This window comes from Streptomyces cyaneofuscatus (assembly GCF_033109485.1).
Lineage (GTDB): Bacteria > Actinomycetota > Actinomycetes > Streptomycetales > Streptomycetaceae > Streptomyces > Streptomyces cyaneofuscatus.
In genome coordinates this window covers 2,290,244-2,315,878 of sequence record NZ_CP137002.1, presented here as the reverse complement: position 1 = coordinate 2,315,878, position 25,635 = coordinate 2,290,244, and the positions used below count along the sequence as shown (strand labels likewise).

Annotated in this window: 23 protein-coding genes; 12 read left to right on the top strand and 11 right to left on the bottom strand. The window is 71.2% G+C overall.

Going from position 1 to position 25,635, the window contains the following annotated elements:
• The first annotated feature begins 2 nt into the window (after positions 1-2).
• Both glxA and R2B67_RS09570 read left to right on the top strand, forming a co-directional pair.
• Positions 3-1,958 (top strand): radical copper oxidase GlxA, encoded by a 1,956-nt coding sequence (gene glxA, locus R2B67_RS09575; RefSeq protein ID WP_317817318.1) that lies wholly within the window; start codon positions 3-5, stop codon positions 1,956-1,958.
• Positions 1,959-2,015: 57 nt separating this feature from the next.
• On the top strand, positions 2,016-2,645 hold the full coding sequence (locus R2B67_RS09570; RefSeq protein WP_317817317.1) for an SMI1/KNR4 family protein: 630 nt from the start codon (positions 2,016-2,018) through the stop codon (positions 2,643-2,645).
• Between the two features lie 81 nt (positions 2,646-2,726).
• On the opposite strand, the gene R2B67_RS09565 is transcribed toward R2B67_RS09570, so the two are convergent.
• From R2B67_RS09565 to R2B67_RS09555, 3 genes are all read right to left on the bottom strand, one after another.
• On the bottom strand, positions 2,727-3,017 hold the full coding sequence (locus R2B67_RS09565) for a hypothetical protein (RefSeq protein ID WP_317817316.1): 291 nt from the start codon (positions 3,015-3,017) through the stop codon (positions 2,727-2,729).
• Positions 3,018-3,105: 88 nt separating this feature from the next.
• On the bottom strand, positions 3,106-4,158 hold the full coding sequence (locus R2B67_RS09560; RefSeq protein WP_317817315.1) for a glycoside hydrolase family 6 protein: 1,053 nt from the start codon (positions 4,156-4,158) through the stop codon (positions 3,106-3,108).
• Between the two features lie 173 nt (positions 4,159-4,331).
• Positions 4,332-5,315 (bottom strand): ArsR/SmtB family transcription factor, encoded by a 984-nt coding sequence (locus tag R2B67_RS09555; RefSeq protein ID WP_317817314.1) that lies wholly within the window; start codon positions 5,313-5,315, stop codon positions 4,332-4,334.
• Positions 5,316-5,397: 82 nt separating this feature from the next.
• On the opposite strand from R2B67_RS09555, the gene R2B67_RS09550 reads away from it, so the two are divergent.
• The 4 genes from R2B67_RS09550 (at position 5,398) to R2B67_RS09535 (ending at position 9,360) form a co-directional block, all read left to right on the top strand.
• Positions 5,398-6,672, top strand: coding sequence for an MFS transporter (locus tag R2B67_RS09550; RefSeq protein WP_317817313.1), 1,275 nt, complete (start codon positions 5,398-5,400; stop codon positions 6,670-6,672).
• Between the two features lie 10 nt (positions 6,673-6,682).
• On the top strand, positions 6,683-7,192 hold the full coding sequence (locus tag R2B67_RS09545; RefSeq protein WP_161268193.1) for a MarR family winged helix-turn-helix transcriptional regulator: 510 nt from the start codon (positions 6,683-6,685) through the stop codon (positions 7,190-7,192).
• Between the two features lie 56 nt (positions 7,193-7,248).
• The gene (locus R2B67_RS09540; protein WP_026241066.1) at positions 7,249-7,575 is read left to right on the top strand and encodes a DUF3817 domain-containing protein; all 327 of its coding nucleotides are present in this window, start codon (positions 7,249-7,251) and stop codon (positions 7,573-7,575) included.
• Between the two features lie 84 nt (positions 7,576-7,659).
• Positions 7,660-9,360: a coenzyme B12-dependent isobutyryl-CoA mutase large subunit gene (locus R2B67_RS09535; RefSeq protein WP_317817312.1), complete on the top strand. Its 1,701-nt coding sequence runs from the start codon at positions 7,660-7,662 to the stop codon at positions 9,358-9,360.
• Between the two features lie 39 nt (positions 9,361-9,399).
• Here R2B67_RS09535 and R2B67_RS09530 read toward each other — a convergent pair whose 3' ends face one another.
• Complete coding sequence (locus R2B67_RS09530) at positions 9,400-10,812, bottom strand: sensor histidine kinase (protein WP_317817311.1); 1,413 nt, start codon at positions 10,810-10,812, stop codon at positions 9,400-9,402.
• Positions 10,809-11,486: a response regulator transcription factor gene (locus tag R2B67_RS09525; RefSeq protein ID WP_203611630.1), complete on the bottom strand. Its 678-nt coding sequence runs from the start codon at positions 11,484-11,486 to the stop codon at positions 10,809-10,811. The genes R2B67_RS09530 and R2B67_RS09525 overlap by 4 nt, the downstream gene beginning before the upstream one ends.
• Before the next feature lie 64 nt (positions 11,487-11,550).
• Between R2B67_RS09525 and R2B67_RS09520 the strand changes: the two genes are divergently transcribed.
• Together R2B67_RS09520 and R2B67_RS09515 are read left to right on the top strand one after the other, a co-directional pair.
• On the top strand, positions 11,551-12,753 hold the full coding sequence (locus tag R2B67_RS09520; protein ID WP_317817310.1) for a UDP-N-acetylglucosamine--N-acetylmuramyl-(pentapeptide) pyrophosphoryl-undecaprenol N-acetylglucosamine transferase: 1,203 nt from the start codon (positions 11,551-11,553) through the stop codon (positions 12,751-12,753).
• Positions 12,750-13,757: a GDP-mannose 4,6-dehydratase gene (locus tag R2B67_RS09515; RefSeq protein WP_317817309.1), complete on the top strand. Its 1,008-nt coding sequence runs from the start codon at positions 12,750-12,752 to the stop codon at positions 13,755-13,757. The genes R2B67_RS09520 and R2B67_RS09515 overlap by 4 nt, the downstream gene beginning before the upstream one ends.
• A 446-nt stretch (positions 13,758-14,203) precedes the next feature.
• Here R2B67_RS09515 and R2B67_RS09510 read toward each other — a convergent pair whose 3' ends face one another.
• Positions 14,204-14,845, bottom strand: a complete 642-nt coding sequence (locus tag R2B67_RS09510) for a TetR/AcrR family transcriptional regulator (RefSeq protein WP_317817308.1) — start codon at positions 14,843-14,845, stop codon at positions 14,204-14,206.
• 434 nt (positions 14,846-15,279) lie between these two features.
• Here R2B67_RS09510 and R2B67_RS09505 point away from each other — a divergent pair, with 434 nt between their 5' ends.
• From R2B67_RS09505 to R2B67_RS09490, 4 genes are all read left to right on the top strand, one after another.
• Positions 15,280-16,248: a tetratricopeptide repeat protein gene (locus R2B67_RS09505; RefSeq protein ID WP_317817307.1), complete on the top strand. Its 969-nt coding sequence runs from the start codon at positions 15,280-15,282 to the stop codon at positions 16,246-16,248.
• A gap of 717 nt (positions 16,249-16,965) precedes the next feature.
• Complete coding sequence (locus tag R2B67_RS09500) at positions 16,966-17,577, top strand: DUF6230 family protein (RefSeq protein ID WP_317817306.1); 612 nt, start codon at positions 16,966-16,968, stop codon at positions 17,575-17,577.
• A 97-nt stretch (positions 17,578-17,674) separates the two neighbouring features.
• Entirely contained in the window at positions 17,675-18,244 is a 570-nt protein-coding gene (locus R2B67_RS09495; RefSeq protein ID WP_317817305.1) for a DUF6114 domain-containing protein, read from the top strand.
• Positions 18,234-19,607: a hypothetical protein gene (locus R2B67_RS09490; RefSeq protein WP_317817304.1), complete on the top strand. Its 1,374-nt coding sequence runs from the start codon at positions 18,234-18,236 to the stop codon at positions 19,605-19,607. Before R2B67_RS09495 ends, R2B67_RS09490 begins: the two co-directional genes overlap by 11 nt.
• Positions 19,608-19,684: 77 nt before the next feature.
• Here the strand turns inward: R2B67_RS09490 and R2B67_RS09485 are convergent, their stop codons facing one another.
• The 5 genes from R2B67_RS09485 to pta form a co-directional block, all read right to left on the bottom strand.
• Positions 19,685-20,167 (bottom strand): type II toxin-antitoxin system VapC family toxin, encoded by a 483-nt coding sequence (locus R2B67_RS09485; RefSeq protein ID WP_317817303.1) that lies wholly within the window; start codon positions 20,165-20,167, stop codon positions 19,685-19,687.
• On the bottom strand, positions 20,157-20,426 hold the full coding sequence (locus R2B67_RS09480; RefSeq protein ID WP_202547486.1) for a type II toxin-antitoxin system Phd/YefM family antitoxin: 270 nt from the start codon (positions 20,424-20,426) through the stop codon (positions 20,157-20,159). The genes R2B67_RS09485 and R2B67_RS09480 overlap by 11 nt, the downstream gene beginning before the upstream one ends.
• Before the next feature lie 154 nt (positions 20,427-20,580).
• Entirely contained in the window at positions 20,581-22,008 is a 1,428-nt protein-coding gene (gene pyk, locus R2B67_RS09475) for a pyruvate kinase (RefSeq protein ID WP_317817302.1), read from the bottom strand.
• A gap of 74 nt (positions 22,009-22,082) precedes the next feature.
• On the bottom strand, positions 22,083-23,354 hold the full coding sequence (locus tag R2B67_RS09470; RefSeq protein ID WP_317817301.1) for an acetate kinase: 1,272 nt from the start codon (positions 23,352-23,354) through the stop codon (positions 22,083-22,085).
• Complete coding sequence (gene pta, locus R2B67_RS09465; RefSeq protein WP_317817300.1) at positions 23,351-25,432, bottom strand: phosphate acetyltransferase; 2,082 nt, start codon at positions 25,430-25,432, stop codon at positions 23,351-23,353. Before pta ends, R2B67_RS09470 begins: the two co-directional genes overlap by 4 nt.
• Positions 25,433-25,635 lie beyond the last annotated feature (203 nt).

Below are 25,635 nucleotides of genomic sequence, written 5' to 3'. Positions count from 1 at the left end.
CCATGGCCTACCGGCCTTCGAAGAAGATGCGGAAGACGCTCCTGGGCGGCGGCGCTGTGGTCGTGCTCGCGGGCCTCAACGCGCCGGCGGCGCTCTCCTTCGCGGAGGACCAGTACCACGCGTACAAGATCGCCCAGCCGAAGTACAAGGCGGAGTACGGCTCCTGGGAGCGGGTCGACATCCCGAAGGAGTACCGCACCAACGCGATCCACGCGGCGCTCCTGCACACCGGGAAGGTGCTGATCGTCGCGGGCTCCGGCAACGACGAGAAGAACTTCGACGCGGGCACCTTCGACACCGTGCTGTGGGACCCGGCCGAGAACGTCTTCCAGAAGATCCCCACCCCCGAGGACTTCTTCTGCGGCGGCCACGCCCAGCTCCCGGACGGGCGGCTGCTGATCGCCGGCGGCACCGCCCGCTACGAGGTGCTGGACGACAAGGTGAAGCGGGCCGGCGGCGGGATGCGGGTCAAGAACGAGAACCCGGACAAGCCGCTGAAGCTGAAGAAGGGCACCGTGTTCCGTTCGCCCGCGGGTGTCGAGTACGTCGCCAAGTTCGACGTCACCGTGCCCAAGGCGAAGCGGGAGTTCGAGGTCACGTACTTCGAGAGCGGCCAGATGAAGCCGTGGAAGACGAAGGTGACGGCGGCCGAGCAGCGGGTCTTCGTGGAGGCGGTGAACGACGGCGTCGAGGCGGTGGCGCCGGGGGCCGCCCAGTACGAGATCGTCGGGCTGAAGGGCAAGGAGGCCGACAACTCCTACGGGATCGCCGAGAAGATCACCATGGACAAGCAGGACTTCCAGGGGATCAGGGCCGCCTACGAGTTCGACCCGACGGCGGAGAAGTACATCAAGGTCGACCCGATGAAGGAGGCCCGCTGGTACCCGACGCTCGTCGGCCTGGAGGACGGCCGGGTGCTCTCCGTCTCCGGTCTCGACGACGTCGGTGCGATCCTGCCGGGCGACAACGAGATCTACGACCCGAACACCAAGAAGTGGGCCAAGGGCCCCTTCCACTACTTCCCGACCTACCCGGCGCTCTTCCTGACCAAGGGCGGCAAGCTCTTCTACCCGGGCGCCAACGCCGGTTACGGCCCGGCCGACAAGGGCCGCGACCCCGGGATCTGGGACATCAAGAAGAACACCTTCACCAAGGTGCCCGGGCTGACCGACACCGACGAGCTGGAGACGGCGGCCTCGCTGCTGCTGCCGCCCGTCCAGGACCAGAAGGTGATGGTCCTCGGCGGCGGCGGGGTCGGCGAGTCCAAGAAGTCCACCGCCCGTACGGCCGTCATCGACCTCAAGCAGGCCAGCCCGGCGTTCAAACCGGGCCCCGACCTGCCGCAGGGCACGCGCTACCTGAACAGCGTGATCATGCCGGACGACACCGTCTTCACCAGCGGCGGCTCGGAGGACTACCGGGGCCGCGGCGACAGCAACATCCTCAAGGCGCAGTCCTACGACCCGAAGACCAACACCTTCAAGGAGGCGGCCGAGCCGACGGTCGGCCGCAACTACCACTCCGAGGCGCTGCTGCTGCCCGACGGCCGGGTCGCCACCTTCGGCTCCGACTCGCTCTACGGCGACAAGGACAACACCAAGCTCGGCAAGTTCGAGCAGCGCATGGAGGTCTACACCCCGCCCGCCCTGCACCGGGGCAAGGACAAGCGGCCGGTGATCGGGGACGGCCCCGAGGCCGTCGAGCGCGGGAAGACGGTCACGTACAAGAGCGCCGACGCGGACCGGATCGCGACGGCCCGGCTGATGCGGCCGAGCGCGGTCACGCACACCACGGATGTGGAGCAGCGCTCCATCGAGCTGGGCCTGAAGAAGGGCAAGGGCGAGGTGAGCGTGAGCGTGCCGGACGACCCGACGCTGGTCCCGCCCGGCTGGTACATGCTCTTCGTCACCGACACCGACGGCGTCCCGTCGGAGGCGAAGTGGGTCAAGGCGTCCTGAGAACCGGGGCTTTCGCACACGGCAGGGCCGCCGGCGTTGTCATACCCTCCTGCCACCATGGTCGGTATGAGTGAGACAACGGAACCCGAGATGCATGCGGTCGGCGCGGCCCCGGCCACGCCGGAGGACTGGCGCGCGTTTCTGGAGGCGTACGGACAGCGGTACCTGCTGAACCATGACGGCGCGGACGAGTTGCTGGACGAGGACCAGGCGGACGCGCTGGACCGGGGCGAGCGGATAGCCGTCTGGCTGGGTGCGGAACCGGCTCGGGAAGAGGCCTTGGCGGCAGCCGAGGAGCGGCTCGGGCTGCGGCTGCCGCCGGGCCTGAGGAGCTTCTTCCTGACGAGCGACGGATGGGAGCACCTGGACGGCTGGGTGGACGGTGTCCATCCGAGCGGTCGTGTCGGGTGGATGCGGGACAGCGAGGACGGCGCCGGTGTGATCGAGGTGTACGCCTCGATCGACGGCAATGAGAACGATGTGGGCCTGTTCCGCCGGTCCGTGGAGGTCGCGAAGGGAGAGGACTACTGGCTGCTCGATCCGACCGATGTCGGACCGGACGGCGAGTGGGCCGCTTACGAGTTCACGCCGAAGTACGGCGATACGACGAGGTTCCCCAGCTTCGCGGCGCTGTTCCACTCCTCGTTCGAGGACATGGATGAGGACGGGGACGAGGACGACGACTGAGCCCGCGCGACGGCGCGTGCGCCGAGGCCACCGTCCTGCCCCGTGACCGCCGGCCCGCCGGCCGGCTCCGGCGGTACCGGGTCAAGGGCTGGCCGGGTCGACTCCGTAGCGCAGGGGCGCGCGTTCCACCTGCAGGTCGCGGCGGTAGACGTAGAGCGCTTCCGCCCGAGCGCCGTCCGACGGGCCGTCCAGCTCGCAGGGGTAGGTGACCTGGACCACGGCCGGCCGGTCGGTGACCCGTATCCGGGTGCCGTCCGCCGGGCCGCCGACCAGCACGGCGGCCTCGCCGACGCTCCCTGGTGCCGTGTCAGGCGGTCCTGGCGTCCGCGGCCGGTCCTGGTGCGTCGTGTCTGCCCTGGATTCGAATCCCATGACCACACTTTAAAGGTTGCGCAATCTTTGAAGTACGGTGCCGGGGTTTCGGAAGCGCCACGCTCCTGACGCCCCGACACCGAGCGCTTCAGGACTTCGCGCGCTCGGCCAGTCCCAGGGCGTACTCCGGCCACCAGGTGCCCGCCTCGGGGCCGCCCCGGCAGGTGCCGTCCGACTCGCCGGGCCGCTTGATCCACAGGTAGGCGTCGAGCCGGAGGTCGCGGGTGTCGGTGGTCGGGGGCGTGCCGAGCGCCCGGCCCGGCGGGTTGCACCAGGCCTCGGCGCGGTCCCCGGTGAGGGGGCCGCCGCCGTTGCGGCTGGTGTCGATCACGTAGTGCGCGCCGCCGCCCACGGCGTCGGAGAGGAGGGCTCCGTACTCCTTCACGCTCGCGTTCGACTGGAAGTTGGAGACGTTCAGCGAGAAGCCGTCGGCCCGGTCGATCCCGGCCTGGCGCAGCGGTTCGGCGATCTTGGACGGTTCCTTGATCCAGTCCGGGTTGCCCGCGTCCAGGTAGACCTTGGTCCGCAGCTTGGCCTTGAGCGTGTCCACGGCCTCGGAGAGCAACTGGTAGCGCTCGGCGTGGTGCTCGGGCGGGGTGCAGCCGTCCGCGATGTGGGGGAGGGCGTCGGGCTCCAGGATCACGGTGGCCGGGGCGTCGCCGATGGCCTCGGCGAACTCCCCGAGCCAGGACCGGTAGGCGTCCGCGTCCTTGGCGCCGCCCGCGGAGTAGAGCCCGCAGTCGCGGTGGGGGATGTTGTACGCGACGAGCAGGATGCTCTTCTTCGTCTCGGCCGCGGCCTTCGCGGCGGCCACGATCTCGGGCCCGGGCGCGTCCCAGGCGGGCCAGAGCGCCACCGGCCGGTCGGCGATCCGCCGCAGCGCCTTCGCGTCGTCCTCCCGGCCCTGCCGGTCCCAGGCGCGCACCTGACGGGCGGCATCGCTGTCCGGGTCCACCCAGTACGGGGAGGCCGCGCTCGGCGCCGGTTCACCGCGTACGGGATCGGCCTCGGCGGCCGTGGGGCTCGCCCCGCCCGGCGCGGAGCAGCCCGCCGTGAGGACGGCCGCGAGAGCGGCGGCGGCCAGGGCGGGGGCAACCCCGAAGACACGGCGGTTTCTGGAAACGGTTCTACGGCCGGACATCCAGCCCCCTCGGGCGGCGGTGGCTCTCACGGATACGGGACGGCGGGGTGCCGGGCGGCACAGCGGAAGGCTGAGCGCGGGCAGACGTCGGCAAGGCAGAGGCAGACGTCGGCAATCGTGACATATCGGTCACCGGGAGTGGCGCCGCGACACCATCCGTGACCGGGCTCCGCTCAGGTGGACGCGGTCAGTGCGATCCCCAGCGGCGTGCGCTCGTACAGCACCTGGTGTCCGTACCGCCGCGACGTCAGCAGCCCCGCCCCCCGCAGCACCGACAGATGCGCCGATACGGAGGAGGGGGCGAGGCCGAGCCGGTGGGCCAGGGTGCTCGTCCCGGCCGGTTCGTCCAGCGCGCACAGCACGTCCGCCCGGACCCGCCCCAGCAGCCGGGCCAGGGCGTCCGGTGTCCGCTCGCCGGCCGCGCTCCACAGCCCGCCGATCCCGCGCGCCGGGTAGATCAGCCCGGGCTGCCATGGCTCCAGGTGGCCGCCCACCACCTCGGGCCAGACGAAGACGCTCGGCATCAGCACCAGCCCCTGGCCGCCCAGCACCTGGTGGTGGTCGCCCCGGGTCCCCTGCACGGTGAGCGTCGAACCGTTCCAGCTGAGCTGCGTGCTCACCTCGCCGAGCAGCCCGGCGAGTCCGCTGTCCGCGAGGCGGCGGGAGTGGTGGGCGATGTCCGCCTCCAGGACCGCCCGCAGCCGGGGCCAGTACGGTTCGATCAAGGTCCGCCAGGTCCGCTCCAGCAGATCGGCGATCTCGCGCACGGCCCGCGCCGGGTCGTCGAGCAGACGTCGGCCGGTCACCGACTCGCGGGCACCGGGCCGTTCGGACAGTGCCAGCTCCATGTCCGCCCGCGCCACCTCCGGATCGACCGCCCGGACACCCGCGATCTCCTCCTCGAAGGTGGCCAGCGGCCCGATCGGGGGCGGGCAGATGAAGTCCGGGTTGTGGCCGCCGTCCGGCATCAGCAGCCACAGCGGCCCCAGATCGAGGGCGGCGGCCGCCTCGCGGATCTGCCGGAGCCAGGGGAGGTGGTAGCCGTGCCGGTAGGGGCGGGCCAGGGTGCGCACGGCCTCCTGGGTCTCGACCAGCGGCGAGAGCGCGAACCGGCAGCGCAGCAGGTCGCTCTCGCCGAAGCGCAGCTGGAACGGCATACCGGCCCCCACTCCGCCGTCGAAGATTCGCCCCCAGCCGAAACTCTACGGCGAAGTGTCCCACCGGGCCCAGGCTCCTGCCATGTCCCACGGACCTGCCACCGCCCCGCCCGCCGGCTACCGCGCCGTCTTCGCCGTCACCGAGTTCCGGGCCGTCTTCGCCGCCCACCTGCTCTCGCTCCTCGGCGTCGTCGTCAGCGAACTCGCCCTCACCGTCCTCGTGTACGACCTCACCGGCTCCCCGCTGCTCAGCGCCCTGACGTTCGCGCTGGGGATGCTCCCGTACGTGATCGGCGGGACGCTGTTCGCCGGGGTCGCCGACCGCTACCCGGCCCGCCGCGTCCTGGTCGTCTGCGACCTGGTCTGCGCGGCCTGCGTCGCCGTGATGCTGGTGCCCGCCACCCCGGTCGCCGGACTCCTCGTCCTGCGCTGCCTGGTCGCCGCCATCGCGCCGGTCTTCACCGGGACCCGGATGGCCGCGCTCACCGACATACTGGGCGACGGCGACCTCTACGTCCTCGGCCGCTCCCTCCTGCGGATCGTCTCGCAGAGCGCCATGCTCATCGGCTTCGGCGCGGGCGGCGCGCTGCTCACCGTGCTCTCCCCGCGCGGGGCGATCACCGTCACCGTCGTCACCTTCCTCTGCTCGGCGGCGCTCCTCCGCTTCGGCACCCGCGACCGCCCGGCCCGCGCCGGGAGCAGCTCCGCCACGCTGCTGAAGGAGTCGCTCTCCGGGGCCCGGCTGATCCTGGGCGACCGCCGCATCCGGGCGCTGCTGCTCCTGCTCTGGCTGCCCGCGATGTTCGTGGTGGCCCCGGAGGCGCTGGCCGCCCCGTACGTGGCCGAGATCGGCGCCGGTCCGGCCGCACTCGGACTGCTGCTGTGCGCGATGGCCGTCGGGCATGTGGGGGCCGAGCTCTTCGTGGGGTCCGCGCTCCGGCCCCGTACCCGCTCCCGGATCGTGCTGCCGGTCGCCGCCGTGGGCCTGCTGCCGCTGGTGGTGTACGTGGTCCGGCCCGGGCTGCCGCTCGCCCTGGCCGCACTCGCGCTGGCCGGGATGGGGGCGGCGTACGTCATCGGCCTCGACCAGTGGTTCGTGGACGCCGTCCCGCCCGAGCTGCGCGGCCGGGCCATGACGCTGCTCACCGCCGGGCTGATGACGATCCAGGGCGCCGGGATGGCGCTGGCGGGGCTCGCGGCCGAGTTCTTCCCGGTGCACCACGTGGTTACCGGATCCGGAATCATCGGTACCGCCGTCGCGCTCCTCGTCGTCGCCGAGGTCCGCCGAACGGCCCCCGGACAGATGTCCGATACCGAAAGGCGAGACGGGGCTGACCGGCATATGACCAGTCGGTAAGGTCGGTGCCGTGCCGAAGCCGCTCAGCCTTCCTTTCGATCCCATCGCCCGTGCCGAGGAACTCTGGCATCAGCGCTGGGGGCCCGTGCCCTCCATGGGGGCGATCACCTCGATCATGCGGGCGCAGCAGATCCTGCTCGCGGAGGTGGACGCGGTCGTCAAGCCGTACGGTCTGACCTTTGCACGGTACGAGGCTTTGGTGCTGCTCACCTTCTCCAAGGCGGGCGAGCTGCCGATGTCCAAGATCGGCGAGCGGCTGATGGTGCACCCCACCTCGGTCACCAACACGGTGGACCGGCTGGTGAAGTCCGGCCTGGTCAGCAAGCGCCCCAACCCCAACGACGGGCGCGGCACGCTCGCCTCCATCACCGACAAGGGGCGCGAGGTCGTCGAGTCGGCCACCGAGGACCTGGTCGCGATGGACTTCGGGCTCGGGGTGTACGACGCGGAGGAGTGCGGGGAGATCTTCGCGATGCTCCGGCCGCTGCGGGTGGCGGCGCAGGACTTCGACGAGGGGTGAGGGCGGCCCGGGGGGTGCGCGAAGATCGCCCCGGTGTCCCCGTTACGCTCGTGTCCATGAAACAGAACGTGCTCACCCGCTACCGGGTGATGGCTTACGTCACCGCCATCTGGCTGCTCGTCTTCACGGTGGCGATCATCGCGAAGTACGCCTTCGACACCGGCGACACCATGGTGATCTCCCAGATCCACGGTGTGCTGTTCATCGTCTACGTCATCTTCGCCTTCGATCTCGGCTCCAAGGCGAAGTGGCCGTTCGGCAAGCTCCTGTGGGTGCTGGCGGCCGGCTGCATCCCCTTCGCCTCCTTCTTCGTCGAGCCGAAGGTCAGCCGCGAGGCCCAGGCGCTGGTCACCAAGCCCGCCGCGGAGCCCGCGCAGGCCTGACCGGCACGGCACCCCACCGCCCCGCGCAAAGCGCCGGGCGGTTTGCCATCGACATTTACTAGGACGTCCTAGTAAATTCGAAGCATGGACGCTGACGCGATCGAGGAAGGCCGCCTCCGCTGGCAGGCCCGTTACGACAAGGCCCGCAAGCGTGACGCGGACTTCACCACGCTCTCCGGGGACCCGGTGGAGCCGGTCTACGGGCCGCGCCCGGGCGACACGTACGAGGGGTTCGAGCGGATCGGCTGGCCGGGGGAGTACCCCTTCACCCGGGGCCTGCACCCGACCGGCTACCGGGGACGTACGTGGACCATCCGCCAGTTCGCCGGCTTCGGCAACGCCGAGCAGACCAACGAGCGGTACAAGATGATCCTCGCGGCGGGCGGCGGCGGCCTCAGCGTCGCCTTCGACATGCCGACCCTGATGGGCCGCGACTCCGACGAACCGCGCTCGCTCGGCGAGGTCGGCCACTGCGGGGTCGCCATCGACTCCGCCGCCGACATGGAGATCCTGTTCAAGGACATCCCCCTCGGTGACGTCACCACGTCCATGACGATCAGCGGCCCCGCCGTCCCCGTCTTCTGCATGTACCTGGTCGCCGCCGAGCGCCAGGGCGTCGACCCGGGGGTGCTCAACGGCACGCTCCAGACCGACATCTTCAAGGAGTACATCGCGCAGAAGGAGTGGCTCTTCCAGCCCGAACCCCACCTGCGCCTCATCGGTGACCTGATGGAGCACTGCGCCTCCTCCATCCCCGCCTACAAGCCGCTCTCCGTCTCCGGCTACCACATCCGCGAGGCCGGGGCGACGGCCGCGCAGGAGCTGGCGTACACCCTCGCGGACGGCTTCGGCTATGTGGAGCTCGGCCTCTCCCGCGGCCTGGACGTCGACACCTTCGCCTCCGGGCTCTCCTTCTTCTTCGACGCCCACCTCGACTTCTTCGAGGAGATCGCCAAGTTCCGCGCCGCCCGCCGCATCTGGGCCCGCTGGATGAAGGAGACGTACGGCGCCAAGACCGACAAGGCGCAGTGGCTCCGCTTCCACACCCAGACCGCCGGGGTCTCCCTCACCGCACAGCAGCCCTACAACAACGTCGTCCGCACGGCCGTCGAAGCCCTCTCCGCCGTGCTCGGCGGCACCAACTCGCTCCACACCAACGCCCTGGACGAGACCCTCGCCCTCCCCTCCGAGCAGGCCGCCGAGATCGCGCTGCGCACCCAGCAGGTGCTGATGGAGGAGACCGGCGTCGCCAATGTGGCCGACCCGCTGGGCGGCTCCTGGTACGTGGAGCAGCTCACCGACCGGATCGAGGCCGAGGCCGAGAAGATCTTCGACCAGATCAAGGAGCGCGGCACCCGGGCCCACCCCGACGGGCAGCACCCCATCGGACCGATGACCTCCGGCATCCTGCGCGGCATCGAGGACGGCTGGTTCACCGGCGAGATCGCCGAGTCCGCCTTCCAGTACCAGCGGGCCCTGGAGAAGGGCGACAAGCGGGTCGTCGGCGTCAACGTCCACCACGGTTCCGTCACCGGCGACCTGGAGATCCTCCGGGTCAGCCACGAGGTGGAGCGCGACCAGGTCAGCCAGCTCACCGCCCGCAAGGCCGCCCGGGACGACGCGAAGGTGAGCGCCGCGCTGGACGCGATGCTGGCCGCCGCCCGCGACGGCTCGAACATGATCGCGCCGATGCTCGACGCGGTACGGGCCGAGGCCACGCTCGGCGAGATCTGCGAGGCGCTGCGCGAGGAGTGGGGCACGTACACGGAGCCGCCGGGCTTCTGATGCTCCACGGAGGGAGGGCCCTTGAGAGCCCCTTGGCTCCTACGGGCCCTCCCCGCCGAACACCACCGTGAACAGCGCCCCGCCGCCCGGCGCCGCGCTCGCCGTCAGCTCCGCCCCGTGCGCTCGGGCGATCTGCCGGGCCATCGCGAGCCCCAGCCCCGAGCCGGGGAGAGCGCGGGCTGCCTCGGCGCGGTAGAAGCGGTCGAAGACGTACGGGAGATCCTCGGGCGCGATCCCCGGCCCGTGGTCCCGTACCGACAGCTCAAGCCCGCCCCCGCACGCCGTCAGCCCCACCTCCACCGGCGCGTCCGGCGGGCTGAACTTGGCCGCGTTGTCCAGCAGGTTGGTCAGCAGCCGGGCCAGCCGCGCCGGCACCCCCGGCCGGACCGCCTCCGCCGCACCGGGGCCGACCTCCAGCTCGAACCGGACGCGCGGCCAGTGCGTACGGGCCATGGCCACCGTGTGCTCCGCCAGCTCCGCGATCCGCACCTCCTCCACCAGCGGCAGCGGCTCCTCGTCCCGGGCCAGCTCGATCAGGTCGTTCACCAGCCCGGTCACCTCCCGGATCTGCCGCCCCAGCGCCCCCGAGGCCCGCTCGCGCTGCGCGGGCGTCAGCCGGTCCGCGCGGGCCAGCAGCTCCGCGTTGGTGCGCAGAGCCGTCAGCGGGGTCCGCAGCTCGTGCGAGGCGTCCGCGACCAGCCGCCGCTGGGCGCTCACCGACTGCTCCAGCTCCCCGAGCATCGTGTTGAAGCTGGCCGCCAGCCGGGTCACCTCGTCCTGCCTCCCCGGCGGCCCCGGCGGCCCCGGCGGCAGCTCGATACGGTGGCGCGCGTCCCGGGTCGCCGCGATCCGCTCGGCGGTCGAGGTCAGCCGGGCCACCGGGGCGAGACCCGTGCGCGAGACCGCGTACCCGAGCACCCCCGCCAGCAGCACCCCCGCCCCGCCGACCGCCGCCAGCAGCACCGCCGCCTGCCGCACCCCTCGCTCCACCGGGTCCGCGCGCAGCGCCACCTGGAGCGCCCGCCCGTCCCCGAACGGGGTGGTCAGCATCCGCAGGGAGTGCCCGAACCGGGTGACGTTGCTGAAGTACGGGGCCCTCGTCCCCGCCGCCACCTCCCGTACGGGGGCGGAGACGGGCAGCAGATAGGCGGCCTCCGGGTCCGCCGCCGGGCCGGCGGGGACGACCTGGGCGCAGGCGGGCGCGGAGAGGAAGCGGCACTCACCGGCGATGATCTGCGGGCCCTCACCCCGGTTCTCCTGGACCACCCGGGTCGCGGACTGGGTCAGGGACAGGTCCAGCTGGTGCAGCAGCTCGTACCGGATGACGAAGAACGCCGCCGCGCACACCCCGACCGCCACGAGCGCCACGGCCGCCGAGGCAGCCAGCGCGAGGCGCGTACGGAGGGGCCGCCTCCTTCGCCACCGGGCGCCCAGCCGCCGCACCCCGCTCACGCCACGTCCAGCCGGTAGCCGAGCCCGTGCACGGTGTGGACGAGCCGTGGCTCACCGCCCGCCTCCAGCTTGCGCCGCAGGTAACCCACGTACACCGCCAGCGAGTTGGAGTCGGGCCCGAAGTCCTGGCCCCAGACCCGCTCCAGGATCACCTCGCGCGGGAGCACCTGGCCCGGGTGGCGCAGGAGCAGCTCCAACAGGGCGGCCTCCGTGCGGCTGAACTCCATGGGCCGCCCCGCCCGCCGCCCGGTCCGCGTCACCGGATCCAGCGTCAGGTCCGCGAAGGCCAGATCCCCGTCCGGGGCGGGCGGCGCGGCCCGCCGGAGCAACGCCCGTACGCGTGCCACCAGTTCGTCCAGCGCGAACGGCTTCACCAGATAGTCGTCGGCCCCCGCCTCCAGACCGTCCACCCGCTCGGCCACCGACGACAGCGCGGTCAGCACCAGCACCGGCGTCCGGTCCTCCACCGCCCGCAGCCTCCGGCAGACCGCGAGCCCGTCGAGCACCGGCATCATCACGTCCAGCACCACCGCGTCCGGCTCCCAGGCGGCCACCGCCGACAGCGCGGCCAGCCCGTCACCGACGCCCCGGACCTCGTAGCCCTCGATCCGCAGCCCGTCCTCGACGGCGGCCCGCACTTCCGGCTCGTCCTCGGCCACCAGAATCCTGTTCATAGCCCGAAGCCTGCCAAACCGGACTCTTAGAACCTTCTTAGGCCGCCTCCCGAGAGTGGCGGCCATGCGCACACCACTCTCCGTCGTGATCGGTGCGGGCGGCACCGGCGGCCACATCTACCCCGGTCTCGCCCTCGCCGAGGCCCTGCGCCGCGCCGACCCGGACGCGGTCATCTCCTTCATCGGCACCGAACGGGGTCTGGAGACGAACCTGATCCCGGCCGCCGGCTATCGCCTCCACACCGTCGACATGATCCCCTTCGACCCCGCGCTCGGTGCGAAGCGTTTCCTGCTTCCGGCCGCGCTGCTGCGCTCCGGCGCCCAGGCCCGCTCGGTCCTGCGCAGGCAGCAAGCGCAGGTGGTCGTCGGGATGGGCGGCTACCCGAGCGCCCCGGCGATCGTCGGCGCGAAGATGGCCGGGCTGCCCAGCGTGATCCATGAGTCCAACGCAATCCCGGGCCGGGCCAACCAGTTCGCCGCCCGCCTCACCGAACACCTCACCGTCGCCTTCGACGGCAGCCGCGCCCATCTGTCGGGCGGTGAGCGGGCCCTGACCGTCGGCATGCCGATCGCCGCGTCGCTGGCCGCCCTGGACCGGCCCGCGCTGCGCGCGGAGGCCCGGCGCGCGTTCGGGATACCCGAGGGCGCGCGGGTGGTCCTCTTCAACGGCGGGAGCCTCGGCGCGGCCCGGCTGACGGCGGCCGCGGTGGGGCTCGCCGCCCGGTGGCGGGACCGGAGCGACGTCCACCTGCTCATCAAGACGGGCCCGGCTGCGCTGGCGGAGACCCGGCGGAAGCTCGTCGACGCGGGTGCGGGGGCCGTCGCGCCGGGGGAGGCCCGTCAGCAGCCGGCCGACGCCGCTTCCGGCCCCGTCGCGCAGGCGGTGCCCTACCTCGACCGGATGGACCTCGCCTACGCGGTGGCCGACCTGGTGGTCTGCCGGGCGGGCTCGGCCACGATCGCGGAGCTGGCGACGACCGGGGTGCCCGCCGTCCTCGTGCCGTACCCGCACGCGCCCGGCGACCACCAGACCCACAACGCCCGGGTCCTCTCCGAGGCCGGTGCCGCCCATCTCGTCCCCGACGCCGAGACCACCGCCGACCGGCTCGCCGAACTGATCGACCCGCTGCTCGCGGACCCGGCGCGGCTCGCCGTGATGGGGCGCGCGGCCGACCCGGGAAACCACGCCCGCGCCGCCGACCTGCTGGCGGGGACGGTCATCCGCCTCGCCGGACAACCCACCACCACAAGGGAGTTCACCTCATGAACAGCACCACCGCCGACTGGACCGGCCGGACCGTCCTGGTCACCGGAGCCGAGGGCTTCATCGGCTCCACCCTCGTGGACCTCCTCGTCCAACGAGGCGCCCGAGTAAGGGCGTTCGTCCACTACAAGCCGTACGCCGACAAGGGCCACCTCGCCCGCCACCTCCAGGACCCGCACAGCCCGGTCGAGTTCATCGCCGGGGACGTCGGCGACGCGGGCCGGGTGATGGACGCGGTGGCGGGCTGCGACACGGTCTTCCACCTCGCCGCGCTGATCGGCATCCCGTACAGCTACGACGCGCCGGGCGCGTACGTCCGTACGAACGTCGTCGGCACCGAGAACATCGCCGAGGCCTGCCGCCGCCACTCCGTACGCCGTCTCCTGCACACCTCCACCAGCGAGGTGTACGGGAGCGCCCTGACCGCCCCGATCAGCGAGGACCACCCGCTCCAGCCGCAGTCGCCGTACTCCGCCTCCAAGATCGGCGCGGACATGATGGCGCTGTCGCACTGGCACGCCTTCGAGCTGCCGGTCACGGTGGTGCGGCCCTTCAACACCTACGGGCCCCGCCAGTCCGCCCGTGCCGTCATCCCCACGATCCTGGCCCAACTGCACTCCGGATCACGGGAGATCCGGCTCGGCTCGCTGACCCCGACCCGCGACTTCACGTACGTCACCGACACCGCCGCCGGATTCCTGGCGCTGGCCGACTGCGACCGGGCGCTGGGGGAGAGCGTCAACCTCGGTACCGGTCAGGAGATTTCGATCGGGGATCTCGCCAAGGCCCTCATCGCCGCCTCCGGCCGGGACGCCGAGATCGTCGTGGACCCGGCGCGGCTGCGGCCCTCCGGCAGCGAGGTGCACCGGCTGCTCTCGGACAACACCCGGGCCCGTGAGTGGGCAGAATGGGAACCCGAAGTCACCCTGGAGGAGGGGCTGGAGCGCACGTCGGCCTGGGTGGCGGACCACCTCCACCTCTTCGCACCGGGCCGCTACCAGGTCTGACGACCGGCCCCCCCGAACTGAAAGAGGGAACCATGGCACCGCGCCGGACCGAGTGGGACTTCGGTCTCAGCCGGCTGACCAAGTTCTTTTTCGGGCCGTGGTCCCATGAGCGGACCGTCGACGAGACCATCGCGGACGCCGCCCTGGGGCACTTGGGCGAGCCGGCGGGAGAGGCGGCCTGGGCGATCCTGGCTGACGCGGTCCGCCTCGAACAGTCCTCCCTGTCCACCGAGGTCATCACCACTGTGTGGACGGTCGCCTCGGAGGGTGTTGGGCGCGTGCCGGGTGCCGATCTCGGATGCCCAGTACGCCCAGTACGAGGCTCTCGGCGAGACGTTCGGCTACGGGCGCTTCCACGTGTCCGACGTGGAGCATCTGACGCGGTGGTGACCGGTGCCGCGCACCGCGTGAGACCGACGTGAACAGGGGACGGCGTCCCGGGGGCATCAGCTCCCGGGACGCCGTTCCATCGCTCCCGCCCCCAGCCCTGACAGCAGCAGCAGGGTGAACTGCCGGGCCCAGTCCGTGTCGACGGGCTCGGCGCTCACCAGCATCCGGTGCACCACCGCACCCGCGATCACGTCGAAGATCAGGTCGGCGGTGCGGTCCGCCACCACCGAGTCCGGCTCGAGGGGCAGTTCGCCCCGCCGCTGCGCACGCTGCCGGCCTTCCAGCACCAGCCGCTTCTGCCGGTCCACGATCGAGTCCCGGATCCGCACCCGCAGCGAGTCGTCCCGGGTGGACTCGGCGACCACCGCCATCAGCGCCGTCCGGGTCTCCGGCCGCTCCAGCAGGGCGGCGAACTGGAGCACCACGCCCTGCACATCGGCGGCCAGGCTGCCCCGGTCGGGGAGCTCCAGCTCGTCGAAGAGGACGGCCACCGCGTCCACCACCAGCTCGTTCTTCCCCGCCCAACGCCGGTAGAGGGTCGTCTTGGCGACGCCGGCCCGGGCCGCCACATCGCCCATGGTCAGCTTCGACCAGCCGAGGTCGACCAGGGAGGCGCGCGTCGCCTCCAGGATCGCGGCATCGGCGGCGGTGGAGCGAGGACGTCCTGTTCGGGCGTTTTGGGGGTCGGTGCGGCTCATGATGCGGCGACCATACCGGCCGGTAGGCACGTCCGCTCCGCCCCGGGTTCCGTGAGACAGATCACCGGGAGGGCCTGTTCCGGCGGGCTGATCGGCAGTTACGCTACGGGTCGTAGCGTAAGGAAGGCGGCAGGCCCGCCCCGTACGCCACGGAACGAACGAGCGACAGCCACCAGGGCCTCCACGGAGGCCCCAGGCGCCGGGTGGGGACCCGGGGCCGCACGGACACGGCCGGATGGGGATCCGGAAGGTCCACCGGGTCTCATCGGGGCCCGTCTCTGTTCCACCGGGGTCTTTTCGGAGCCCCGCCCGGGTTCTTCAGGGCCCTGGGAACCGCCTTCGTCCGCCCGCCCGGCACACCGGCCGGTGCCGCGGACCGGCCCGGTTCCCGTATCGCTTTCCGGAACGGCGTGCTCAGGGGGGAGGATGTACGTATGCAGCCTAGGAACATGTCCATGAGCGGCGTCGTCGACCTCGCCGCTGTCAAGGCGGCCGGCGAGGCCAAGGCCAAGGCGGAGCAGGCCCGCGCGCAGGCCGCCCGTACAGGGGGCGCCGGTGCCGTGGCGCCCGCCGCCCTGGTGATCGATGTCGATGAAGCAGGCTTCGAGCGCGATGTCCTCCAGCGCTCCGCCGAGGTCCCGGTCGTCATCGACTTCTGGGCCGAGTGGTGCGAGCCGTGCAAGCAGCTGGGCCCCCTGCTGGAGCGCCTGGCCGTCGAGTACAACGGCCGCTTCCTGCTGGCCAAGGTCGATGTCGACGCCAACCAGATGCTGATGCAGCAGTTCGGCATCCAGGGCATCCCGGCGGTCTTCGCCGTCGTCGCCGGGCAGGCCCTCCCGCTCTTCCAGGGCGCGGCCCCCGAGGCCCAGATCCGCGAGACGCTGGACCAGCTGATCCAGGTCGGCGAGGAGCGGTTCGGCCTCACCGGGATCGCCGTCGACCCGAACGCGTCGCCGGACGCCGCCCCGGCCGAGGTACCGGCCGGCCCGTACGACCACCTGCTGGAGGCCGCCGCCTCCGCTCTCGACGCCAACGACTTCGGCGGCGCCGTACAGGCGTACAAGAACGTGCTCGCCGACGACCCGGCCAACCCGGAGGCCAAGCTCGGCCTGGCCCAGGCGGAGCTGCTGGCCCGCGTCCAGACGATGGACCCGAACGTGGTCCGCAAGGACGCGGCGGACAACCCGGACGATGTGACCGCCCAGCTCGCCGCCGCCGACCTGGATCTGGTCGGCGGCCATGTCGAGGACGCCTTCGGCCGGCTCGTCGAGGCGGTCCGCCGCAACACCGGAGACGACCGGAACACCGCCCGGCTGCGGCTGCTGGAGCTCTTCGAGGTGATCGGCCCGGACGACCCCCGGGTCATGGCCGCCCGCACCGCGCTGGCGCGCGTGCTGTTCTGATCGCCGAGTGTGACGGTCGGCCGATCGCGGGCTGATCGCCCCGTTCGCGAGCCGGTTGTTCCGATGTGACAAGACGGTCGTGATGCCCCTCGGGTATCGCGGCCGTTTTGCCGTCCGAACGCTAAGAGTCACCGCTGCTTTACCAAAACTTGACAATGGAACCAAGTGTTACTGGCAGTAAGTTGGTGTGGTCCCTCTGTCCTGTTTCCGTCAAGTTTCCCTCCCTTTTGATGTCCTTTTCGTGCCACCCTGTGTGGCCGGATGATGTCGTCCCGTCGCGCCACGGTTATCAGGTCGTTACTGGCAAGTAACGACCCCCCTTGTGCGGCGGCGCCGAATGGACCACGATCGGCCACGCTCGGTCCCATACCTTCGGCCCGGTCTCCAGCCGGTGCCGAGGGGCCTGTTGGGTCCCCACCGAGTGGGCCGGCGGCAGCTAAGCCGGCCGTGGACAGGGGGGTTCCCGCCGACAGACGGGGCCTGTCCGACCGGCTGTACACACCGTGCAGCCAGTGGTTGTCGCTCGGGGGTGAACGCTGGTGCGGCGGATGCGGTACATGCCTCCGTCTGCGGGCGCTCTCCTTCCCGAGGACGTAGCACTTCTCCCATCCCAGGACGGGTTTCACGCCCGCCCGGAGATGTACGTCCGAGAAGAAGGAGCAAGTTATGAGTTCCCAGGTTCGCGGTGGGACGAGATGGAAGCGGTTCGCTCTGGTCATGGTGCCGAGCGTCGCCGCGACGGCCGCGGTGGGCATCGGCCTGGCGCAGGGCGCGCTGGCCGCGTCCTTCGCCGTGTCCGGCCAGGAGTTCAAGGTCAAGGCCACCGAGCTCGAGGGCTGGGACTTCGTCCAGTACGGCAGCGTGGCCTCGGGCAAGACGCTCGACGGCAAGCCGATGAACGCGCCTGTCGCGGTGTCGGGCTTCAGTGAGGCCTACATCACGAACATGTGCCAGTCGGTGGTCACGCCGAAGCTGCCGTTCGACCTCGGCAGCGTCACCCTGAGGCTGGAGGCCGGCGGCGCCGGTCACGAGCGTGTCTACGCCAAGGACCTCTACCTCGATGTCTCGGAGCTGGACGCCGACGCCGAGTTCAAAAACATCGATATCGGTGTCGCCGCCGGTTCGCTGACGAAGTTCCCGGGGGGCAAGGAGACCAAGACGGGCATCCAGCCCAACACCGAGGCCAACCCCAACGGCTTCGCACAGCGGGCTGAGAAGGCCAAGCTGAAGGGGGTCAGGCAGAAGGCGTGGGCCACGACGGCGGGCACCTTCAACCTCAGCGGTCTGAAGCTGCGCCTGTACTCGGGTACCGAAAAGGAGTGCTACTAAGCACCCCGGCCGGGTGGCCGGAGCCCGCACCTCAGCGGCTTCCGGCCGCCCACCCTTCTCCTCTCACAGCGATACCGGTTCCAGGGAGCTGTTTTCCATGAGCCCCGAGTCCACAGGGCAGAACGAGCACCACATCCGCGTCTATCGGCGACGCTTCCGCGCCTGGCGGGGTAACCGGCCGTTCTGGGCCGGTCTGTTCACCATGGCCGGTGGCATCCCCATCGCCTACTTCCCCTACGCCAACATGCATCTCGGCAACGTGACGCTGGCCATGTCCACCACGGCGGGCGCCGGATCCCTCATCATCGGGGTCCTGCTGGTCACGCTCGGCCTGACGATGTGGTTCCACTCCATCGTCCGGGTGTTCGCCGGGGTCGCGGCCATTCTGCTCGCGCTGATCTCCATACCGGTCGCCAACATCGGCGGCTTCGTCGTCGGATTCCTCCTCGCGCTCATCGGCGGAGCCCTGTCCATCTCCTGGGCGCCGGGCGAGCCGCAGGCGGACGAGCATGCCCCGGAGGCGTCCCGCCTGTCGCTCGACAAACAGCGGCCGGAGAGCGCGTACGCCCCCGAGGGTGCCCTGCACGGCTCCGCCGTCCCGCAGCAGCCGGCGGGTGACCACGACGCGGCCTCCGGCTACGACGGGGGGACCCACCGTGCGGGGTGACGACCAACAGCAGCCGAATGCGTACGCGGACGAGCTTCTCCCGGTACGCAAAGGGGGCCGCCACGCGGCCCCCAAGAAGTCGCTGCTGACCAAGTTGCACCTGCCGAACGGCAAGAAGGCCCTCGCGCTCGCCGCGATGCCGACCGCCGTCTTCGTCGGCATGGGCCTCACGCCCAAGCTCGCCATGGCCGACGGCAACCCCGACATCCCCTTCGCTCCGGGCCCCTGCGTCACCCGGTCCGACGAGCCCGACCCGTCCGAGTCCCCGTCCGAGTCCGAGTCCCCGAAGGCGACCCCGACCCCGTCGGCGACGCCCACGGACGAGCCGGACAAGGGCGAGCAGCCGGGCCGGGGCGGCGGCGCCACCCCGAAGCCCACGGAGAGCGGCACGGCCACGGAGGACCCGGCGGCCGGCGAGAAGCCCGACGCGGCCGGCGAGAAGCCTGCTGAGAAGCCCGCCGACGAGCCGAGCCCCACCCCGACGCCCACCAAGTCGAAGAACCCGCTCGACCCGCTGGGCCTGGGCGACGCCCTCAAGGACCTCTTCGACCCGGACAAGGGCAAGGACAAGGCCGAGGAGAAGCCCGAGGAGACGGCGAGCCCGTCCCCGAGCCCCACGGCCGACTCCCCGAAGCTGGCCGACAAGCCGAAAGCTCCGGAGAAGGACGCAGCCAAGGACGAGGCGAAGGGCCCGGCGAACGACCCCGCCAAGGACGCCTCCGACCAGGCGAAGGAAGAAGCCGGAAAGACGGCCGACGCCATCCGCGAGGCCGCCGAGAAGGCGGGCAAGGACGTCAAGGAGCTGGACGACGACGTCAAGGGACTCGACCCCAAGAAGGACGAGGACATCCCCGACGGCGCCAAGCCGCGCTTCCCCTGCCCCGAACCCGACCCGGAGGCACTCGCCGCGGCGTCCCTGGAGCCCGGCATCCCACTGCTCCCGGCCGACCCGTGGGTCCTGGAGTCCTCGCTGCTCACGCTCAACGGCCTGGACTACAAGGGCATCGTCGAGGTGAAGAGGGCGGACGGCTCCATCAAGAAGGTGCTCAAGTTCACCGCGAGCTCCATCGACATCAAGGACCTGCATCAGCTCACCGTCGGACCGGCGGGCACGACAGGCCACGTGAAGTCGCGTCCGGGCTCCACGTCGACGATCCGCAACGGCACGGTGACGATGTACACGGAGGAGCTGAAGGGCAACCTCTTCGGCCTCATCCCCATCACCTTCAACCCGCAGACGCCGCCGCCCCTGAACGTGCCCTTCGCCTTCTTCACCAAGGTCAAGGTGACCCAGGCCGGCCAGTTCGGCGGCACGCTCACGGTCCCGGGCCTGAAGAACTACCTGGACGGCGGCCGCAACTAGCCGCCACCACCTGATCCCGTCCGGGAGCCGCACAGAGCCGTGTGGGCTGTACCCCTCGCGAGGGGTACAGCCCACGGTCATCTGTCGTGGAGAACAGCGGGCCGCGACACCGGTACCACGGTGAGCAGTTTGTCCAATCCCTTGAAGTCGTCGGGGTTGGTCGTGAACAGGGGGAGCCCCTCGGCGATGGCGATCGAGGCGATCATCAGGTCCGCCACGCGCCTTCTCGGCTTCCGGCCCACCGAGATGACGGCCGCGCACACCCTGCCGTAGACCCGGGCGGCCTCCACGTCGAACGGGATGGGGTCGAATTCGCTCTCGGCGCGCTGAAGGACGTCGAGCCTCCTGCCCCGCTCCGCATGCTCGTCGTAGTCGCTCTGCTCGTCGTTCCTGCGGACCTCGTGCGGCCCGGCGGACAGCTCGGCGAGCGTGATGGTCGTGATGCCCACCTCGGCGGGCAGTTCGGCCGGTGAGATCCACTTCCGCAGGATCATGATGTTCGTGTCGAGCAGGCCCCGCTGGTGGACGGCGGACGCGTCGGGTGCAGGCTCAGTCGGCATACCGGTCGTCCTGCCCCTGCTCGGCGGTGATGTCCTGATCCTCACGGAAGGCGTCGAGCGAGATGTCCGGGGCCGACCGGGACAACGCCGAGAACTCCTCGCGGGGCACGAAGCGCCTGCGCCGCCGCAGGGGGATCAGTTCACCGATGCGGTGACCGTCGCGTGTCACGGTGAAGGCTTTGCCGTTCTGCACGGCGTCCATGATCTCTTTCGACCTGTTGCGGAGGTCCCGTTGGGTGATCTCGGGCTGGGCGCTCATGCCGACCATGCTACCCACGCATGCCATGGTGTGCCACAGGGTGCTACGGCATGGCATGCCTGGGTAGCAGCGCGAACACCGCCCGCGAACGCCGAGGGGCGGTGCACCGGATTGCTCCGGAACACCGCCCCTCGGGTCGGCCGAGGCCGCAGGACTAGCCCTGCTCGCCGCCCAGGTGGTGGACCCGGACCATGTTCGTGGTGCCGGGGATGCCGGGGGGAGAGCCGGCCGTGATGATCATCGTGTCGCCGTTGTTGTAGCGGTTGAGCTTGAGCAGCTCCGCGTCGACCAGGTCGACCATCGCGTCGGTGTTGTCCGCGTGCGGGACCACGTGCGACTCGACGCCCCAGCTCAGGGCCAGCTGGTTGCGGGTGCCCTCGTCCGTGGTGAAGGCCAGGATCGGCTGGGCCGTGCGGTAGCGGGAGAGGCGGCGGGCGGTGTCGCCGGACTGGGTGAAGGCGACCAGGGCCTTGCCGTCCAGGAAGTCCGCGATCTCGCAGGCCGCGCGGGCCACCGAGCCGCCCTGCGTACGGGGCTTCTTGCCCGGGACCAGCGGCTGGAGGCCCTTGGAGAGCAGCTCCTCCTCGGCGGCGCAGACGATCTTCGACATCGTCTTGACCGTCTCGATCGGGTACGCGCCCACCGACGACTCGGCCGACAGCATGACCGCGTCCGCGCCGTCCAGGATCGCGTTGGCGACGTCGGACGCCTCGGCGCGGGTCGGCCGCGAGTTGGTGATCATCGACTCCATCATCTGCGTCGCCACGATCACCGGCTTGGCGTTGCGGCGGCACAGCTCGATGAGGCGCTTCTGCACCATCGGGACCTTCTCCAGCGGGTACTCCACCGCCAGGTCACCGCGGGCCACCATCACACCGTCGAACGCCATGACGACGCCCTCCATGTGCTCGACCGCCTGCGGCTTCTCCACCTTGGCGATGACGGGGACCCGGCGGCCCTCCTCGTCCATCACCTTGTGGACGTCCTTGACGTCGTTCGCGTCCCGGACGAAGGAGAGGGCGACCAGGTCGCAGCCCATCCGCAGGGCGAAGCGCAGGTCCTCGACGTCCTTCTCGGAGAGGGCGGGCACGTTCACCGCCGCGCCGGGCAGGTTGATGCCCTTGTGGTCGGAGATGACACCGCCCTCGATGACGATGGTCTTGACCTGGGGGCCCTCGACCGCGACGACCTTCAGCTCGACGTTGCCGTCGTTGATCAGGATCGGGTCACCCTTGGCGACGTCGCCGGGCAGACCCTTGTAGGTCGTGCCGCAGATCGACTTGTCGCCCGGGACGTCCTCGGAGGTGATGGTGAACTCGTCCCCGCGGACGAGCTCGACCGGACCCTCGGCGAACTTCGCCAGGCGGATCTTCGGGCCCTGGAGGTCGGCGAGGACGCCCACCGCGCGGCCGGTCTCGGCGGCCGCCTTGCGGACGCGGTCGTACCGGCCCTGGTGTTCCTCGTGGGAGCCGTGACTGAAGTTGAAACGGGCCACGCTCATGCCGGCCTCGATCAGAGCGACGAGCTGCTCATGGGAGTCGACGGCGGGACCGAGGGTGCAGACGATTTTGGAACGGCGCATGAGGCGGATCCTATCGGTTTGTTTCGCTGCGGAATATTCCGTCTGGTGGAAGATACAAAGGGGCGCGGGGGTGCTCAGTTGTCGACCCGCACGGCGTCCGGGGCGACGAGCGCGAACGTCTGGCCGGCGATCTCCAGCTCCTCGTCCGTCGGCACCACGGCGACCGCGACCCGTGCGTACTCCGGAGAGATCAGCCGCGGCTCACCGGACCGTACGGCGTTGAGGTCGGCGTCCACCGCGAGACCGAACTCCTCCAGACCCGCGATGGCAGCCTCCCGCACCGGGGCCGAGTTCTCCCCGACCCCCGCCGTGAACGCCACCGCGTCCACCCGGCCGAGCACCGCCGCGTACGCGCCGATGTACTTCTTCAGCCGGTGGATGTAGATGTCGAAGGCGAGCGCGGCCTGCTCGTCGCCCTCCTCGATCCGGCGGCGGATCTCCCGCATGTCGTTGTCACCGCAGAGCCCGACCAGCCCGCTCTTCTTGTTGAGCAGCACATCGACCTCGTCCGTCGACATGCCCGCCACCCGCTTCAGGTGGAAGACGACCGCCGGATCGATGTCCCCGGAGCGCGTACCCATCACGAGCCCCTCCAAGGGGGTCAGCCCCATGGACGTCTCCACGCACCGCCCGCCCGCGACCGCCGAGGCGGAGGCCCCGTTGCCCAGGTGCAGCACGATGACGTTGACGTCCTCCGGTGCCTTGCCCAGCAGCTCGGCCGTCTTCCTCGACACATACGCGTGGGACGTGCCGTGGAAGCCGTAGCGGCGGATGCGGTGCGCGTCGGCGGTCTCCACGTCGATCGCGTACCGGGCCGCCGACTCCGGCATCGTCGTGTGGAACGCCGTGTCGAAGACCGCGACCTGCGGCAGGTCCGGGCGCAGCGCCTGCGCCGTACGGATGCCGGTGATGTTGGCCGGGTTGTGCAGCGGGGCGACCGGGACGAGGCGCTCGATCTCCTTCAGCACCTCGTCGGTGATCACGGTCGGCGCGGAGAACTTCAGCCCGCCGTGCACCACCCGGTGCCCGATGGCCGCGAGTTCGGGGGAGTCCAGGCCGAGCCCGTCCGCCGCCAGCTCCTCGGCCGCCGCCTTCAGCGCCGCGTCGTGGTCGGCGATCGGGCCCGTACGCTCCCGGGGCTCGGCGCCGCCGCCGGCCAGCGGGGTGTGCACCAGGCGCGAGGTCTCCTCGCCGATCCGCTCGACCAGGCCGGAGGCGAGCCGTGAGCGGTCGCGCATGTCGAGGAGCTGGTACTTCACCGACGAGGAGCCGGAGTTGAGGACGAGGACGCGATGCGGTTCCACAGGGGCCGTACCTTCGTGCTGGGGGATGGGGGAAGTCGTCATGCGGGGCGCTCCTCGCCCTGCGCCTGGATCGCCGTGATCGCCACCGTGTTGACGATGTCCTGCACCAGCGCGCCCCGGGAGAGGTCGTTGACCGGCTTGCGCAGACCCTGGAGCACCGGGCCGACCGCCACCGCGCCCGCCGAGCGCTGCACGGCCTTGTAGGTGTTGTTGCCGGTGTTCAGGTCCGGGAAGATCAGGACGGTGGCCTGCCCGGCCACCTCGGAGTCCGGGAGCTTGGTCGCCGCCACGGTCGGCTCGACCGCCGCGTCGTACTGGATCGGCCCCTCCACCCGCAGCTCGGGCCGCTCGGCCCGTACGCGTTCGGTCGCCTCGCGCACCTTGTCGACGTCCGCGCCGGAGCCGGAGGTGCCGGTGGAGTACGAGAGCATCGCGATCCGGGGCTCGACGCCGAAGCGGGCCGCCGTCACCGCCGACTGCACCGCGATGTCCGCGAGCTGCTCGGCGTTCGGGTCCGGGTTGACCGCGCAGTCGCCGTAGACGAGGACCTTGTCGGCCAGGCACATGAAGAAGACGGACGAGACGATCGAGGCGTCCGGCTTGGTCTTGATGATCTCGAAGGCCGGGCGGATGGTCGCCGCGGTGGAGTGCACCGAGCCGGAGACCATGCCGTCGGCCAGCCCCTCCTGCACCATCAGCGTGCCGAAGTAGTTCACGTCGGCCACCACGTCGTACGCCAGCTCCACCGTCACCCCGCGGTGCGCGCGCAGCTGCGCGTACCGCTCGGCGAACGCCTGGCGCAGCTCGGAGGTGTGCGGGTCGATGATCTGGGTCTCGGCGAGGTCGATGCCGAGGTCGGCCGCCTTCTTGCGGATCGCGTCCACATCGCCGAGGAGGGTGAGGTCGCAGACGTCGCGGCGCAGCAGCACATCCGTCGCGCGCAGCACCCGCTCCTCGGCGCCCTCGGGCAGCACCACGCGCTTGCGGTCGGAGCGGGCCTGCTCCAGCAGTTCGTGCTCGAACATCATCGGCGTGACCCGGCCGCTGCGGGCCACCGAGATCCGCTCCAGCAGGGCGCCGGTGTCCACGTGCCGCTCGAAGAGGCCGAGCGCGGTCTCCGCCTTACGGGGCGTCGCCGCGTTCAACTTCCCTTCCAGGGTGAAGAGTTCGGCCGCCGTAGGGAAGGAGCCGCCGGCCACCGAGACGACCGGGGTCCCCGGTGCGAGCCGGGCGGCCAGGGTGAGTATCTCCTCGCCGGGGCGCTCGTTCAGGGTCAGCAGGATGCCCGCGATGGGCGGGGTCCCGGCGCTGTGCGCGGCCAGCGAACCCACCACCAGGTCGGACCGGTCCCCGGGCGTGACCACCATGCAGCCGGGCGTCAGCGCGTTCAGCAGGTTGGGCAGCATCGCCCCGCCGAAGACGAAGTCCAGCGCGTCCCGGGCGAGCCCCGCGTCGTCGCCGAGCAGCACCGTGCCGTCCAGGGCGGCGGTGATCTGGGCGACCGTCGGGGCGGAGAGCGCCGGGTCGTCGGGCAGGACGGAGACGGGCACCGGCAGCCGGGCCGCCAGCCGCTCCGCTATCACCGCCCGGTCCTCGGGCGCGACCCGGTTCACCACCATCGCGAGGACGTCGCAGCCGAGGCCGGCGTAGGCGCGGTAGGCGTTACGGGTCTCGGCGCGGACGGACTCCGCGGTCTGCCCCTTGCCGCCGACGACCGCGATCACCGAGGCGCCGAACTCGTTGGCCAGCCGCGCGTTGAGCGCCAGCTCGTCGGGGAGCTGGGTGGCGGCGAAGTCGCTGCCGAGGACGAGGACCACCTCGTACTCGCGGGCCACCTGGTGGAAGCGGTCGACCAGCCGGGAGACCAGCTCGTCGGTCCCCTTCTCCGCCTGCACGGTGGAGGCCTCGTGGTAGTCCAGGCCGTAGACGGAGGCGGGGCTCTGGGAGAGCCGGTAGCGGGCCCGCAGCAGCTCGTAGAGCCGGTCGGGCCCGTCGTGGACCAGCGGGCGGAAGACCCCGACCCGGTCCACCTGACGCGTCAGTAGCTCCATGACTCCCAGCTCGACGACCTGCCGGCCGTCCCCCCGGTCGATCCCGGTCACGTACACGCTGCGCGCCACGCGTGCTCTCCCGTCGTTGTGCGGTGCCGCTCCCCGCGGTCCGTCCAGGACGTGGGGGGTCTCCCCGCGCTGTCCCCGGCGCTCCGAGGGGTGCGGCCATTGGCCTGCATTGCCTCTTGACGATACCTGCGCGGGCCGCTATGCCGCCCGCCGGAGTTTCCGCCTCCGGATTCCCTCCTACCCGCTCCCGACATCTCCGCCCC

What these genes read in the sequence shown, in the direction of transcription:
- glxA (WP_317817318.1), top strand. Translation starts at nt 3, where the DNA reads ATGGCCTACCGGCCTTCGAAGAAGATGCGGAAGACGCTCCTGGGCGGC.
- R2B67_RS09570 (WP_317817317.1), top strand. Translation starts at nt 2,016, where the DNA reads ATGGTCGGTATGAGTGAGACAACGGAACCCGAGATGCATGCGGTCGGC.
- R2B67_RS09565 (WP_317817316.1), bottom strand. Translation starts at nt 3,017, where the DNA reads ATGGGATTCGAATCCAGGGCAGACACGACGCACCAGGACCGGCCGCGG.
- R2B67_RS09560 (WP_317817315.1), bottom strand. Translation starts at nt 4,158, where the DNA reads ATGTCCGGCCGTAGAACCGTTTCCAGAAACCGCCGTGTCTTCGGGGTT.
- R2B67_RS09555 (WP_317817314.1), bottom strand. Translation starts at nt 5,315, where the DNA reads ATGCCGTTCCAGCTGCGCTTCGGCGAGAGCGACCTGCTGCGCTGCCGG.
- R2B67_RS09550 (WP_317817313.1), top strand. Translation starts at nt 5,398, where the DNA reads ATGTCCCACGGACCTGCCACCGCCCCGCCCGCCGGCTACCGCGCCGTC.
- R2B67_RS09540 (WP_026241066.1), top strand. Translation starts at nt 7,249, where the DNA reads ATGAAACAGAACGTGCTCACCCGCTACCGGGTGATGGCTTACGTCACC.
- R2B67_RS09535 (WP_317817312.1), top strand. Translation starts at nt 7,660, where the DNA reads ATGGACGCTGACGCGATCGAGGAAGGCCGCCTCCGCTGGCAGGCCCGT.
- R2B67_RS09525 (WP_203611630.1), bottom strand. Translation starts at nt 11,486, where the DNA reads ATGAACAGGATTCTGGTGGCCGAGGACGAGCCGGAAGTGCGGGCCGCC.
- R2B67_RS09520 (WP_317817310.1), top strand. Translation starts at nt 11,551, where the DNA reads ATGCGCACACCACTCTCCGTCGTGATCGGTGCGGGCGGCACCGGCGGC.
- R2B67_RS09515 (WP_317817309.1), top strand. Translation starts at nt 12,750, where the DNA reads ATGAACAGCACCACCGCCGACTGGACCGGCCGGACCGTCCTGGTCACC.
- R2B67_RS09510 (WP_317817308.1), bottom strand. Translation starts at nt 14,845, where the DNA reads ATGAGCCGCACCGACCCCCAAAACGCCCGAACAGGACGTCCTCGCTCC.
- R2B67_RS09505 (WP_317817307.1), top strand. Translation starts at nt 15,280, where the DNA reads ATGCAGCCTAGGAACATGTCCATGAGCGGCGTCGTCGACCTCGCCGCT.
- R2B67_RS09500 (WP_317817306.1), top strand. Translation starts at nt 16,966, where the DNA reads ATGGTGCCGAGCGTCGCCGCGACGGCCGCGGTGGGCATCGGCCTGGCG.
- R2B67_RS09495 (WP_317817305.1), top strand. Translation starts at nt 17,675, where the DNA reads ATGAGCCCCGAGTCCACAGGGCAGAACGAGCACCACATCCGCGTCTAT.
- R2B67_RS09485 (WP_317817303.1), bottom strand. Translation starts at nt 20,167, where the DNA reads ATGCCGACTGAGCCTGCACCCGACGCGTCCGCCGTCCACCAGCGGGGC.
- R2B67_RS09480 (WP_202547486.1), bottom strand. Translation starts at nt 20,426, where the DNA reads ATGAGCGCCCAGCCCGAGATCACCCAACGGGACCTCCGCAACAGGTCG.
- pyk (WP_317817302.1), bottom strand. Translation starts at nt 22,008, where the DNA reads ATGCGCCGTTCCAAAATCGTCTGCACCCTCGGTCCCGCCGTCGACTCC.
- R2B67_RS09470 (WP_317817301.1), bottom strand. Translation starts at nt 23,354, where the DNA reads ATGACGACTTCCCCCATCCCCCAGCACGAAGGTACGGCCCCTGTGGAA.